The organism is Sphingomonas aurantiaca (assembly GCF_003050705.1).
Taxonomy (GTDB): domain Bacteria; phylum Pseudomonadota; class Alphaproteobacteria; order Sphingomonadales; family Sphingomonadaceae; genus Sphingomonas; species Sphingomonas aurantiaca.
The window spans coordinates 1,139,726-1,152,932 of the sequence record NZ_QAOG01000001.1; the positions used below are offsets into that span (position 1 = coordinate 1,139,726).

The following is a 13,207-nucleotide window of genomic DNA, read 5'->3' on the forward strand; positions in this document are numbered from 1 at the left end:
GGGGCGATAGCGCGCATACCCGGCGTATCGGAGCGCTTCATACGGGCAGGCTGCGACTGAGAGATGCTTTGCGCTCCCGCTCCGAGCCGGGAATGCCGCATGACGATCTCTTCTTCCATCGTGACTACAGGACGCATTTCGTGACGACCGAGGTGGACACGGTCGTACCGATCTCGCGCGCGGTGAACGTCAGCGTCGAACAGCCGCAGGTCGTGGCGATGTGCAAGAAGCACAATGCGATCATCAGCGCGATCGAAAGCCTGCCGTCAGGGGGCACGCGCGTCGTGCTGATGAACAGCGTGGACGCCGCCAGGATCATCAAGGCGTTCGGGTCGAAGGTGCTGACGGGGAACGTCGCGCGGACGCACTGGATGCGCGCGGTCTGAGACGGCCGCTACGATTCTTCCCCTTGCGGGGGAGGATAGGCCCCGGGCGCGTTCGATACGCTGCCCGGGGTCTGGGTCAGGTCAGTCGGCCACGGTGCCGACGACGGCACCCCCTGCGCCGCCAACGGCTGCGCCCTTCTCGACACTGCCGCCCGTTGCGGCAGCGACACCTGCGCCACCCGCTGCGCCGATGCCTGCGCCCTTGAGCGTCGAGCACGCGCTCATCGAGACGGCGGACGCGAGCAGCAGGGCGGAAACGGCAAACTTCTTCATCTTGAATACTCCTGTCTCTCCGGGGGTATCCAACGAATGCTGCATCGCGGTAACGGTTCCGGCATCGTGCTGCGGATCGCTCAGATCCAGCCGTCGAGCACCTGATCCGGCGGGCGGTGGCCGTCGGCCCACATGCGGATGTTCTGGATGACTCGCTCGCCCGATGCCATCCGGCCTTCGAGCGTGGCGGAACCCATGTGCGGCAGCATCACGACGTTGGGCAGTGCGAGCAGGCGCGGGTCGATCGCGGGTTCGTGCGCCCAGACGTCGAGGCCGGCGCCGGCGAGGCGGCCGGCTTCGAGCGCCTCGACCAGCGCCGCCTCGTCGACGATCCCGCCGCGCGCCGCGTTGATGAGATAGACGTGCGGCCGCATCAGCGCGATCCGGCGCGCGTCGATCAGGTTGCGGCTGTCGGGATTGAGCGGGGTGTGGATCGTCACGATGTCGACCGCGGCGAGCATCGCGTCGAGCGAGTCGTGGAACGTCGCGGCCAGCTGCGCCTCGCGCACCGCGGGAAGCCGCTGGCGATTATGGTAATGGATGGTGAGCCCGAACGCGCGCGCCCGGAGCGCGACCGCCTGACCGATCCGTCCCATCCCGACGATCCCGAGCGCCTTGCCGCCGATCCGGTGGCCGAGCATGCCGCCCGGGCTCCAGCCCTTCCACTGGCCCGATCGGACCAGCTTCTCGCCCTCCGCGAGCCGCCGCGGGACCGAGAGGATCAGCGCCATCGTCATGTCCGCGGTGTCTTCGGTGAGGACGCCCGGCGTGTTGGTGACGATGATCCCGCGCGCGCGCGCGGCCTTCAGGTCGATATGGTTCACGCCCGCACCATAGTTGGCGATCAGCTTGAGCCGGTCGCCCGCGCCCGCGATCAACTCTGCGTCGATATCGTCGGTGACGGTGGGGACGAGCACGTCGCAGTCCGCCATCGCGGCGGCAAGCTCGGCCCGCGTCAGCTTCGCGTCGGCGCGGTTGTTGCGCGTATCGAACAGCGCCTCCATCCGGTCCATCAGCGTATCCGCGAGCTCGCGCGTGACGACGACCTTGGGGTTCGGACAGCGGCGTGTGTCGGTCATGGTGACGGCTTGGCGAAGGCCTGTGCGGTCGTCAACATCGAGACTCCAACTTCGGTTGAGGAAAGCGATTCATCGCGATAGGAGGTCGGCTTGCCAGTTAGGACATGACCATGCGCATTCTCGCCGCAGCGCTTTCCGCCGTTGTTTTTACCGCGCTGGTGTCCGAGCCGGCGGCTGCCGCCGACGCGACGAAGCGGGCGGTGCCCTATTATGCCTCGATCTCGGCGTCGCGCGCGCGGATGCGAACCGGGCCGGCGCGGACCTATCCGGCGAGCTGGCTGTATCAGCGGCAGGACCTGCCGATCAAGGTCGTCGCGATCTTCAAGGAATGGCGCAAGGTTGCCGATCCCGACGGGACCGAGGGCTGGATGCAGGCCAATCTGCTGAGCGGCACGCGCACCGCGATCGTCCGCGGGGCGGGCCCGGTCGAACTGCGCGACAAGCCCGCCGCGTCGGGCCGCGTGCTGTACCGCGCGGCGCCCGGCGTGGTCGGGCGGCTGGCGCAGTGCGGCAATGGCTGGTGCCGGTTCGACGTGAAGGGGCAGGCGGGCTTTGTCGACATTGGCGCGCTATGGGGCGTCGAGGCGGGCGAGACGCTGCCCTGATCGGCTAGGCGGGCAAGCGTACCTTCGCCGCGGCGGGGTTCGAGAAGCGCATCGCGTCGTCGATCGAGCCGAACTTCAACGCCATCAGGTCGAGCGCGTAATTCTGGTTGAGCTTCCACGGCTTGCGTTCGCCCTGTGCAGGCAGCGCGGCGGCGGCGCGCTGGACATAGCCCGACGAGAAATCGAGGAACGCCTCGCTCTTCATCGTCGGGTCGTCGTTGTAGGGGGTCGCCTGGCGAAGCCCGCGCTTGGTCATCGTGTTGAGCAGGCGGCAGACATAGACCGCGGTCAGGTCCGCCTTCAGCGTCCAGGACGCGTTGGTATAGCCGAAGGTCGAGGACAGGTTCGGGATGCCGTCGAACATCATCCCCTTATACTGGAGCCGCCCGGCGAGCTCGATCGGTTGCCCGTCGAGGCTGAACGCGACGCCGCTCATCAACTGCAGTTCGAGCCCGGTGGCGGTGACGATGACGTCGGCGGGCAGGTCGTTGCCTGAATCGAGGTGGATCCCCTCGGGCGTGATCCGCGCGATCGTGTCGGTAACGATCGAGGCCTTGCCCGCGTTGATCGCAGTGAACAGGTCGCCGTCGGGCACCAGGCAGACGCGCTGGTCCCACGGATTGTAGCGCGGCGTGAAATGCGTCGCGACGTCGTAATCGGGACCGAGATGATCGCGGACCATGCCGATCATCCGCTCCTTCACCTCGGCGGGGCGTTTGCGCGCAAGGCGGAAGAAGAACATCCCCATCAGGACGTTCTTCCACCGCGTGATGCCGTACGCCGCCTTGGCCGGCAGCTTGCCGCGCAGCCAGTTCGCGACGCCATCCTCGCCCGGCCGGGCGACGATATAGGTGGGCGAGCGCTGGAGCATCGTTACGTGCTCCGCGGTCTGCGCCATCGTCGGCACTAGAGTCACCGCGGTCGCGCCGCTGCCGATCACGACGACTCGCTTGCCGCTGTAATCGAGATCCTCGGGCCAGAATTGCGGGTGGACGATCTGCCCGGCGAAGCTCTCCGCGCCCTCGAACTCGGGCGAATAGGCCTTGGCGTAATTGTAATAGCCCGCGCACATCGACAGGAAATTGCAGGTGAGCGTGACCGGGGAGCCATCGGGTCCCGTCGCCTCGACCGTCCACCGCGCATCCTCGGTCGACCACGCCGCAGACGTGACGTGGTGGCCATAGCGGATCTTGCGGTCGATCCCGTATTCCCTCGCCGTTTCCTCGACATAGGCGCGGATCGAGGGCCCGTCGGCGATCGACTTGGCCGCGGTCCAGGGGTGGAAGGCGAACCCCAGCGTGTGCATGTCCGAATCGGAGCGGATGCCGGGGTAGCGGAACAGGTCCCACGTCCCGCCCATCGCCGAGCGCCCCTCAAGGATCATGTAGCTGCGGTCGGGGCAGCGCGTCTGCAGATGGTAGCCGGTTCCGATTCCGGAAATCCCGGCACCCACAACGATCACGTCGACATGCTCGGCCATGCTGCATCCCCTCGCCCCGGCGTTACGCCATAGGTTTCATAACCGAACTTATCCTGTTGTGATCTTTACTCAATAGTCCTTCGTATATTTGACGCTGGCGCTTTGCCCGCCGCTCGATCCCGCCGCCGACAACAGGCTGAGCGCCCTGGTCAGCGCGATCTCGAGTTGCGTCGAGGTATAGCCCTTCGCGTCGGTCACGATCTCCACATAGATGTTCTTCGTGATGTACTTGCCCGCAGCCAGACTGGTGCCGCGGCCGCTCGCCTCGTCGGCGCCGAGGACGCGGAGGCGGTCGAACCCGGTCGCCGAGCGCAGCTTGCCGAGCGGGTTGAGACCCCCGCCGCCCGACCCGCGCAGCGAGTTCAGCGCAGACGCCAGCTGGATCGCCTCGGTCGCCGACAAATTGGCCGGGCTCGACCCGAACAACAGGCGGCTGAGCACCTCGTCCTGCGGCAGGGTCGGCGTCGAGGTGAACGCGATCTGCGGACGCTGGCCGGTGCCCGTGACGTTGATCGTCACGGTGATGTCGCTGGTCGTCGTGCTCGCCTGGATGTTGATGTCCGGATCGGTCAGCGCACCGCCGCGGAAGCGAATCTGGCCCTTCGTCACCTCGAACCGCTTGCCCGAGAAGGAATAGGTACCGCGCACGATATCCATTCCGCCGGTGACGATCGGCGCGGCGGACGTGCCGCCGATCCGCATGTCCATCTCCCATTCGGATTCGAGCCCCATGCCCGACACGAACAGCTGGTTGGGCGCACGCACGCGGAGGTCGAGCTTGAACTTGCCGACCGCGGGCACTTGCGACCGGTCGGTCGAGACCGGGGTGCGGATGTCGCTCTTGCGGCGGACACCGGTCAGTTCGGGCACTTCGGCCTGACCCTGGCGGATGATCTGGTAGCGCGCCTCGGGGATCTGGAGATCGCCCTGGATGAGGCCGCCGTCACGCCCGTTGGTCAGGTGGATCGTGCCCGTCGTGGTGGCGCTGATCGCGTCGCTCTTGGCGAGCTGCGCATTGTTCAGCGTCGCGCGCAGGTCGATCGGGAAGCCGCTGTCCGCCGCGAACCCGATCGAGCCCTGCGCCTGCACGGTGCCGTCGCCGGCCTTCGCGCTGAGCTGCGTCAGTTGCAGGTCGGTGTTCGAGAACCGGCCGGCGATCCGCATCTGCGACAGGCGAGTCCCATAGGTCTCGTTGTCGTAGGTCAGGTTGTCGGCACGGACGACGCCGTTGAGCTGCGGTGCCTGGAGGCGCCCGGAGAAATCGGCAGCGACCGCGATCGGCCCCGACAATTGCTGGTTCGCAATCGCGGCGAAGCTGAACAGCACTGCGGACGGGCCGTTATAGCGGATCCCGCCCGACAGCGGCGCGGCCATCAGGCGCTCGCTCCACGAACCGGTGCCCGCGGGGAGCGGGCGCAGGTTCGCGACCATCCGGCCGATCACCGACGTGCCGCGACGGACCAACGCACGGCCCGTGCCGCCCTCGCCGCCGAGCGTCCCAGCGAACACGATGTCGACGGGCTCCGAGACCGCGGCGAGGCCCGAGCGGGTGAAGTTGGTGACGGTCATGCGCGCGTCGGCGGTCGGCAGTGCGGCCGAATTGGCCTGCGTGAAGTCGAGGCTGCCGGTGGCCTTGCCGCCGATCCCCAGATTGGGAACGAGCGCGGACAGGGTCGACAGATCAAGGCGATCGAGCCGGACCTGTGCGGTCGTGCCGTGGCCATAGGTGCCCGCGAGACGTGCCGAGCCGCCGCCTGCGCCACCGAAGTCGATCCGGGTCGGCAACAGGCGGTATTCGCCCTTCACTGCCTGAATGCGCGCCGGATTGACGGTGCGGAAGTCGATGCCGTTGGCTTGGCCCTGCGCCGCGACGAGGTAATTGTTCGGGCTGAGCTTGGCATTGACCGCGAGACGGAAGGGGACGCCGTTCGAGCCTGTGAGCAACGCCTGCGCGGTGCCGTTGCCGCCGACATAGTTCACCTTGGCGCGTGCCGCCGACAGGACGATCGCGCCGTAGCGCATGTCCGCGACCTGTGCGTCGGCGACGATCTGCGGCGTCGGCGTCAGGACCGCGGTCGCGTTGATGATCGCGCGGCCGATCGTGAAATCGACCATCCCGGGGATCCGGGCGCCATTGGCGCGTGCGGCGACGTCGGCGCGCTGATAGCCGCCCTGGTTCGCGAGACGGACATTGCCCGACAGGCCCTGGCCCGCGAACTGGAGCGCGCCCGCGAACGGACCTGCGGCGGTCTGGACGATGCGCCCGCTGCCGACGATCCCGGCGAACACCACGCGGCGCACGTCGACCGCGAGCTGCGTCCCCGGCGTGACGAGCACGTCGGCGGTGAACGGGCCGTAATTGGTGCCGCCGCTCGCGGTGACGGCATAGGCGCCGCCGCGGCCGACGATGCGGGCGTTGAGGTTGACGAGCCCGACGCCGACACCCGGACGCGGTGCGCGCAGCACGACGACAGGGGCGGTCGCGCTGCCGGTTACGCGCGCAGACAGCGGGCCGTACACGGTCGAATAGGCGTCGGCATTGACCAGCACCGCGCCGGTCGCCGGATCGAACCGGCCTTCGCCGCGCGTGACGCGGAATTGTGGCGCGTTCATCCGCAGGTTGCGGAAGGTGACGATGCCCTCGGGGCTGTAGCCGATATCCGATCGGACGATCGCGTTGCCGCCGAGGAAGCTGCGCGCGCCTTCGTTGAAGATCTGCGAGGTCTGCGCGACGACGCGGCCGGTGATCCCGAAGCCGCCATTGGGCCCCGGCACCAGCTTGGCGTCGGTCGTCAGGTTGACGATGCCGATGCCGTCGACGCGGTAGTTGTTGACCCGCCCCTTGAGCGCGCCGGTGTAGCGGCCGGTCGCCATGTTCGCGACGACGACCGCGGTCGCGTCGATCTTGTCCGAGCGGATCTTGAGGTTGTCGGACAGGACGTTGACGCCCGAGATCGCGAAATCGCCGTCGATCGCGACGTTAGTGGCGAGACCGCCGACCGCGGCGTTCAGCCCGGTGACGCGGCGTGCGCGCGCCTTGACGGGGACGAGGATACGGTCCGAGTTCACCCGGGCGAGACCCTCGGCATAGAGGTTCTCGACGCCCATGTCGCCGAACGCGATCGTCGCGGCGCGCACCTTGTAGTCGACCGTCGGCGTCGCGAACGCACCGTCGAGGACGACGCGCGCCGTGACGTCACGACCGCGCAGGTTGGGGAGGATCGCGCCGGGGGTGAGCAGCTTGGCGTTCACCGCGAAATTGCCGAACCGGCTGTTGGCGAGATCGATCAGGCCGCCTGCGTCGACCGCGAGCGCGTCCGACTTCAGCGTCATCCGCGTGTCGGCCTTGCGATCGTTGAGTGTCGTGTCGATCGCGACGTCGAGTTGTGGCGCGGTCAGGCGTTCGACCGGTCCCTCGAGATACAGGCCGGGACGCGTGGAGCCGCGCACTTCGATATGGCCGTTCTTCGCGGTCAGCGCGAGGTTCGCGAGCTGCCCGCCGCCGAGCGTCGCGACCGCGCGGCCCTGCCACGCGGCCCAGCTGCCGCGGCCATCGACGGTCGCGGTCAGCGGCGCCTTGAACGATCCCATCGTCGCGACCACGCCGCCGACCGGTGCGGTCAGCTTCACGTTGACGTCGAACTTGTTCTGGTCGGGCACCGCGTCGAGCTTGAGCACGAGGCGATCGCCGCCGGCGATGCCGGGGCCGGTGAGCGCGGCCGCGTTGGTGGTGAGCTGCGCGCGGCGATCGGCGATATGCACCGCGCCATCGATCTTCACGATGTGCGTCTGGCCCGTCACGGGCTTTGCGATCAGGAAACGGTCGATCACCAGACGGTTCACGTCGATATCGAGATCGGGGAGCAACGGCGCGTTCGGATCGGTCGGCGTCGCGTTGAGCACCGGGCGGCGCTGCAGCGTGACGAGCGGAGTCGTCAGCGAGCGTACGTCGACATGGTTCTTGGCGAACGCGAACGGGCGCCAATCGACGGCGAGCTTCGGGCTGGTCAGGAACACGCCCTTGGGATCCGACACGCGGACGTCGCTGAGGGTCATCGCGCCGTAGATCGAGCCGTCGATCCGGCCGACCTTGATGTTCAGCCCCGAGGCGGTCGTGTAACCGCCGATCTGGTCCGCGACGAGCCGCCGGCCGGGATCGGTGTTGATCCCGAACAGGACGATCAGGACGAGCGCGACGAGGCCGAGGACCAGGATGGCCAGCCATTTCAGGATACGTTGCCACAACGGGCGACGCTCGACGATGACGGTCTGCTCGACCGCAGGGGTGCCGTTTTCGGCCATCAGAATGCCTGCCCGATCGAGATGTAGAGCGCGATCTTGCCGTCGCCCTTGCGTGGGTTCAGCGGCGTCGCGACATCGAAACGCATCGGGCCGAAGCTGGTGTAGAAGCGCCCGCCGATGCCCGCGCCGTAGCGCAGCGACGACAGGTTCGGGGTGCTGCTCTCATAGCTGTTGCCCGCATCGATGAACGGCACGATGCCGAAATCGCCGAACCGGTAGCGCGCTTCGAGTGCGAATTCGTTGAGCGACCGGCCGCCGACCGGGTTGCCGTTGGGATCGAACGGCCCGAGCCGCTGATAGCCATAGCCGCGCACCGACCCGCCGCCGCCGCCATAATAGCGACGCGACGGAGCGAGATCGTCACGGTCGACGCCCTGGATCGAGCCCGCCTTGGCGCGTCCGGCGATGACGATGCTGCTGGAGACGGGGTAGTAGAACGTCCCCTCGATCATCGTCCGGATGTACGGCTTCACCGACCCCTGCACCGATGTTTCGGGGCTGAGGTTCAGCGTCAGGCGATAGCCCTTGGTCGGATTGAGCAAGCTGTCCGAGCGATCGAACTTCACCTGGCCCGGCAGCGCAACGATACCGTAGGTCCGGCGGACGTCCTTGCCCTGCGTGAAGTCGTAGACGCTCTCGTTCGTGCCCACGAGCTCGCCGCCGTAATAATAGGTCAGCGGCTTCTGCCAGATCGGCGTGGAGTCGTAGCTCCAGCGGACACCGACGCTGGTCGTGAACGCGTCATAGGCGTCGTAATTCGAATGGTTGGCGCCCGCGGTCAGGCTGAACGTCCGGTCGCGGCGGCCTGCATTGGCGCGGCGGAACGTGCCCGACAGGCCCTGTTCCTGCGTGCCGGCGATCACCGACCCGATCAGCGCGCCCTCGTACGGGAACAGGTTGCGGTGCTGCCACGTGCCCTCTGCGCGGAAGCCCTGGCCAGTCGAATAGCCGACATTGCCGCCGAGCGAGCGGGGCTTGCCCGCGCTCTGGCGGACCAGCAGGTCGACCTGCTCGGTGCCGTCTGCGTTGACCGTGCCGGTGCGGACCGGCTCGACCGACACGGTCGAGAATTGCGACGTCGCGACCAGCGCATCGCGCAGGTCGTCGGTCATCCGGTTGTCGTAGAGTTCGCCCGCCTTGAACCGCGGGAACAGGCCGAGATGCTCCAGGTTGAACACCGGATCGCCTTCGGTGCGAAGCTGGCCGAACGATGCGCGGGGCCCCGTATCGACCGGCAGCGTGTACGCCCCCGTCGGGGTCTGATCGTCGAGCAGGATGTCGCGCTCGCCCACCTTGACGAACGGATAGCCCTGTTGCGGCAACGTCAGGCTGACATTCGCCTCGGCGCCCTGGATCCGCGCGGCCTCGATCGGGTCACCGACTTTCAGCGGCAATTGCTGGCGGACCAGATCGGGGGGCGTCGTTGCATTCGCCTGCACGGTGATCGACGACAGCGAATAGAGCCGCCCGGGCTGCGCGCTGACAGTCGCCTTGAGCCGCGCGGGCTTGGTCTTGTCGGCGTCGGGAATCGTCTCGATCGTCGAGATCGCGGTGGCGTCGTAATAGCCGAGCGACTTCAGCAGCCGGACCGCCAGCGCCTCGTCCTCACGCCCGCGCGCCGCAACCTGCGTGGCGTTCGCGGCCTTGCCCTTGCCCTCGGCGAGCGCGGATAGCGCCTTGTATTCAGCCTCAAGGCCGGAGCCGGCCTTGTCGAGTCCCTTGGTCGCGGTCTCGTACCGGATCTCGGGCGCGTCCTTGTCCTTGATGTCCGCCGCGGTCTGGAGCGGGGTCGTGTCGAAGCTCGACAGCGGGATCAGCGGTTGCGCGAGTTGCGGGTCGGCGGGGCCGGTCGGCGGCAGGACGTCGCCCGACACCGTCGTTGCAGACGTCGTCGCGGTCGCGGGGGTGGCGGCGACCGCGGGCGCTGCGGACATGGGTTCGAGCGGTGCGTTCAGGTCGCTGCTCAGCGGCGGCAATGCGCTGTCGAACTCGGCATCGGGGACGATCGGCGCGTCGGACCGCGGATCGGCCGATTGGGTCTGATCGCCGGGCTTGGGGGCATCGGGACCCTTGGCAGGGGCGGTGCCGGGCTTTGCCAACTGGGCGGAACAAATGCCCGCAAATCCCGTATTAGACGCTACCAACGCCAGAGCGAGCCAATGATGCCGGCTGTTCGAAGCTGTCACACGATTCCCTTTTACCGGCAGCGATCGTGTACGATTCACCCCCATCTTCGCCCACGTAACGCACGGAGGGCGGCTTGGTTTCACGAAAATTGACTCAGACGCAGCCGATGAGGCCACCGACCGGCATGACGACGGTATCGCGCCCCGGGCGGTCGATCCGTAGCGTCGCGGACGTGACCGTCGCGCCTGCCGATATGTCCGCGCGTACCGCGACGGCCATGTCGAGCGTCGCGGTGACGTCGCCGCCGCGATACTGGGTGACGCCACCGAAGCCGAAGCCGATCGCGGGCGACTGAGTCGCCATCGCATAGTCGGTGGTCTTGCCGTCGATCGCTAGGCGGATCTGCCCAGGGTCGGCGGTGGCCATCGCAACGAGCTGGCGGCCGGCGTCCATGCTCCAGAGATAGGCGGCGCACCCCTTTGCGGGGAGCTTCTGCTTGCCGATCGCGCCCAGCGGGCCGGGGCCTGGGTTGGCCGCAGCTTGCAAGGCGAGGAGAAGAGCGAGCGATATCATGGCGTCAGGCCTATCATGAAGAGCCATGCGGGATAAGCCGCCAATGCCAGCAACGCGCCGAACGGAAGCGCGGTGTCCGCCGCCATGCTGCGCCCCTTGAGGTGCGCGGCGAGGACGACGCCAAGCCCGATCATGCTGGCGATCAGCAGAACCGCGGGCAACATTTGCCATCCGAGCCACAGCCCGATCGCCCCGAACAGCTTGGGGTCGCCGCCGCCCATCCCGTCGCGCCCGCGCAGATGCCGGTAGCCGAACGCGACCAGCCACAACGTGCCGATCCCGGCGATTCCGCCGATCGCCCGTGCAAGTAGCTGCGGGCCGATCCCGACCGCTCCGCTCAGCATACCGGTCCCGGCGAGCAGCAACGTCAGCCGGTCGGGCAGCCAGAACGCGACGAGATCGAGGCTCGCCAAGGCCAGCAGCAACCAGCCGAACACCGCGCCTGCCACGCCGACCGGTCCGGGCGCGACGATACCGGCGGCCACGCCGATCGCCACGCCGGCCAGCTCGATCCGCCAGTGCACCGGGCTGATCGTGGCGCCACAGCCGCGGCACCGTCCGCGAAGGACGAGCGCGCTCAACAACGGCACCAGGTCGACAGCGCGGAGGGTCCGCCCGCAGTGATCGCAGGCCGAGCGGCCCGCCATCACCGATCGCCCCTCCGGCCAGCGCGTCACCAGCGCGGCGACGAAACTGCCGAGGATCGCGCCGAGCACGCCCAGCAGCACCGCCCAGACCGCGGTCTCAGACACCCGTCTTGCGCACCAGATAGCGATACACGCCGAGGAGGTTGATCCCGAACAACACGATGTTCTGCGTGCCCAGCGCCCAGTCCCCGGTCAAGGCCGCACCGCTCAGCCAGGCGATCGACGAGCCGACGAACAGCACGAACCCCCAGCCGGTCACGCGTCGCCCGAAATCGAGCGACACCATGAACGCGGCGATCACCCCGGACGCCGCGGCACACCATTTGAGCGTCGTGATGAGTGTTTCCATGCGGACGGGTCTAGGCGCATCCCGCGCTGCTTTGTATTGCCGCGCATCAACCCCAGATACCGGGGGCATAAGAATACATGGAGAGCATAAGTGGCCGTCGATCGAGATCCCGTCGTCATCCTGTCCTACGCGCGTACGCCGATGGGATCGTTCCAGGGGGCGCTCGCCGGCGCGACCGCGACCCAGCTTGGCGCCGATGCGGTCCGCGGGGCGGTCGGCCGGTCGGGCGTGTCGGCCGCGGACATCGAGCGGATCTACATGGGCTGCGTGCTGCCCGCCGGGCTCGGCCAGGCGCCCGCGCGGCAGGCGGCGATCAACGCCGGGCTTGGCGACCATGTCGAGGCGACGACGGTCAACAAGATGTGCGGTTCGGGGATGCAGGCGGCGATCCTTGCGGCCGACGCGCTGGCGGCCGGGTCGGTCGACCTGCTCGTCGCGGGCGGCATGGAGAGCATGACCAACGCACCGTATCTGTCGAAGAGCCACCGCGGCGGCGCGCGGATCGGGCATGACCGGATGTTCGACCATATGTATCTCGACGGGCTCGAGGATGCGTACGAACCCGGCAAGCTGATGGGCAATTTCGCCGAGGATACCGCGCACGAATACCAGTTCACGCGCGCGCAGATGGACGACTACGCGATCGAATCGCTGCACCGTGCGCAGCGCGCGCAGACCTCGGGCGCGTTCGATCGCGAGATCGTGCCGGTCGAGATTAAGGGCCGCAAAGGCACGACCACGGTCGCGCTCGACGAGCAGCCGGCCAAGGGCGACGTCGCCAAGATCCCGACGCTCAAGCCGGCCTTTTCGAAGGACGGCACGATCACCGCCGCCAATGCCTCGTCGATCTCCGACGGCGCCGCCGCGCTCGTGATGACTCGGGCGAGCGTCGCCGAGCGGCTGGGCATTACGCCGATCGCGCGGGTCGTCGCGCATGCTGCGCACGCTCACGCACCGGCGCTGTTCACGACCGCGCCGGTGTTCGCGATGCGCAAGGCGATGGAGAGGGCGGGCTGGTCGGCAGCCGACGTCGATCTGTTCGAGGTCAATGAGGCGTTTGCAGTGGTTGCGATGATCGCGATGCGCGACCTCGGCCTGCCGCATGACAAGGTGAACATCCACGGCGGCGCCTGCGCGCTGGGGCATCCGATCGGCGCAAGCGGCGCGCGTATCCTGGCGACGTTGCTGTCCGCGTTGGAAACCACCGGCCAGAAGCGCGGACTGGCATCGCTGTGTATCGGCGGTGGCGAGGCGACCGCGATGGCGGTGGAGTTGATGCGCTAAGGCCAAGCGTTCGGGGGAGTGGCGCGCGTTCGCGCCGTTCCCCCATGGCGGCCGGCGACCGGCCCGCATTCCTTTTCAGTATCACGTGCAGCACCCGGCGAC

Annotated in this window: 11 protein-coding genes; 3 read left to right on the forward strand and 8 right to left on the reverse strand. The window is 68.0% G+C overall.

What is annotated here, in order from left to right:
- Positions 1–140 precede the first annotated feature (140 nt).
- Positions 141–386 (forward strand): hypothetical protein, encoded by a 246-nt coding sequence (locus tag C8J26_RS05325; RefSeq protein WP_146168768.1) that lies wholly within the window; start codon positions 141–143, stop codon positions 384–386.
- 81 nt (positions 387–467) lie between these two features.
- Here C8J26_RS05325 and C8J26_RS05330 read toward each other — a convergent pair whose 3' ends face one another.
- A complete protein-coding gene (locus C8J26_RS05330) occupies positions 468–659 on the reverse strand; it encodes a hypothetical protein (RefSeq protein ID WP_055879018.1) in 192 nt (63 codons plus the stop codon).
- A gap of 80 nt (positions 660–739) precedes the next feature.
- Positions 740–1,738, reverse strand: a complete 999-nt coding sequence (locus tag C8J26_RS05335) for a 2-hydroxyacid dehydrogenase (protein ID WP_107956954.1) — start codon at positions 1,736–1,738, stop codon at positions 740–742.
- 104 nt (positions 1,739–1,842) lie between these two features.
- Here C8J26_RS05335 and C8J26_RS05340 point away from each other — a divergent pair, with 104 nt between their 5' ends.
- The gene (locus C8J26_RS05340) at positions 1,843–2,343 is read left to right on the forward strand and encodes an SH3 domain-containing protein (protein ID WP_107956955.1); all 501 of its coding nucleotides are present in this window, start codon (positions 1,843–1,845) and stop codon (positions 2,341–2,343) included.
- A gap of 4 nt (positions 2,344–2,347) precedes the next feature.
- On the opposite strand, the gene C8J26_RS05345 is transcribed toward C8J26_RS05340, so the two are convergent.
- The 6 genes from C8J26_RS05345 to C8J26_RS05370 all read right to left on the reverse strand — a co-directional run bounded on the left by C8J26_RS05345 (position 2,348) and on the right by C8J26_RS05370 (position 11,821).
- Positions 2,348–3,823 carry a flavin-containing monooxygenase gene (locus C8J26_RS05345; RefSeq protein WP_107956956.1) on the reverse strand — a complete coding sequence of 492 codons (1,476 nt, stop codon included), beginning with the start codon at positions 3,821–3,823 and terminating at the stop codon, positions 2,348–2,350.
- 69 nt (positions 3,824–3,892) lie between these two features.
- On the reverse strand, positions 3,893–8,125 hold the full coding sequence (locus C8J26_RS05350; RefSeq protein WP_107956957.1) for a translocation/assembly module TamB domain-containing protein: 4,233 nt from the start codon (positions 8,123–8,125) through the stop codon (positions 3,893–3,895).
- Complete coding sequence (locus C8J26_RS05355) at positions 8,125–10,224, reverse strand: autotransporter assembly complex protein TamA (RefSeq protein WP_244185161.1); 2,100 nt, start codon at positions 10,222–10,224, stop codon at positions 8,125–8,127. Before C8J26_RS05355 ends, C8J26_RS05350 begins: the two co-directional genes overlap by 1 nt.
- A gap of 181 nt (positions 10,225–10,405) precedes the next feature.
- Entirely contained in the window at positions 10,406–10,825 is a 420-nt protein-coding gene (locus C8J26_RS05360; RefSeq protein WP_107956959.1) for a hypothetical protein, read from the reverse strand.
- On the reverse strand, positions 10,822–11,577 hold the full coding sequence (locus C8J26_RS05365; RefSeq protein ID WP_107956960.1) for a prepilin peptidase: 756 nt from the start codon (positions 11,575–11,577) through the stop codon (positions 10,822–10,824). The genes C8J26_RS05360 and C8J26_RS05365 overlap by 4 nt, the downstream gene beginning before the upstream one ends.
- Positions 11,570–11,821 (reverse strand): hypothetical protein, encoded by a 252-nt coding sequence (locus C8J26_RS05370; RefSeq protein ID WP_055879041.1) that lies wholly within the window; start codon positions 11,819–11,821, stop codon positions 11,570–11,572. The genes C8J26_RS05365 and C8J26_RS05370 overlap by 8 nt, the downstream gene beginning before the upstream one ends.
- A gap of 90 nt (positions 11,822–11,911) precedes the next feature.
- Here C8J26_RS05370 and C8J26_RS05375 point away from each other — a divergent pair, with 90 nt between their 5' ends.
- The gene (locus tag C8J26_RS05375) at positions 11,912–13,105 is read left to right on the forward strand and encodes an acetyl-CoA C-acyltransferase (protein WP_279628928.1); all 1,194 of its coding nucleotides are present in this window, start codon (positions 11,912–11,914) and stop codon (positions 13,103–13,105) included.
- Positions 13,106–13,207: the final 102 nt, after the last annotated feature.

What these genes read in the sequence shown, in the direction of transcription:
- C8J26_RS05350 (WP_107956957.1), bottom strand. Translation starts at nt 8,125, where the DNA reads ATGGCCGAAAACGGCACCCCTGCGGTCGAGCAGACCGTCATCGTCGAG.
- C8J26_RS05340 (WP_107956955.1), top strand. Translation starts at nt 1,843, where the DNA reads ATGACCATGCGCATTCTCGCCGCAGCGCTTTCCGCCGTTGTTTTTACC.
- C8J26_RS05345 (WP_107956956.1), bottom strand. Translation starts at nt 3,823, where the DNA reads ATGGCCGAGCATGTCGACGTGATCGTTGTGGGTGCCGGGATTTCCGGA.
- C8J26_RS05370 (WP_055879041.1), bottom strand. Translation starts at nt 11,821, where the DNA reads ATGGAAACACTCATCACGACGCTCAAATGGTGTGCCGCGGCGTCCGGG.
- C8J26_RS05360 (WP_107956959.1), bottom strand. Translation starts at nt 10,825, where the DNA reads ATGATATCGCTCGCTCTTCTCCTCGCCTTGCAAGCTGCGGCCAACCCA.
- C8J26_RS05335 (WP_107956954.1), bottom strand. Translation starts at nt 1,738, where the DNA reads ATGACCGACACACGCCGCTGTCCGAACCCCAAGGTCGTCGTCACGCGC.
- C8J26_RS05330 (WP_055879018.1), bottom strand. Translation starts at nt 659, where the DNA reads ATGAAGAAGTTTGCCGTTTCCGCCCTGCTGCTCGCGTCCGCCGTCTCG.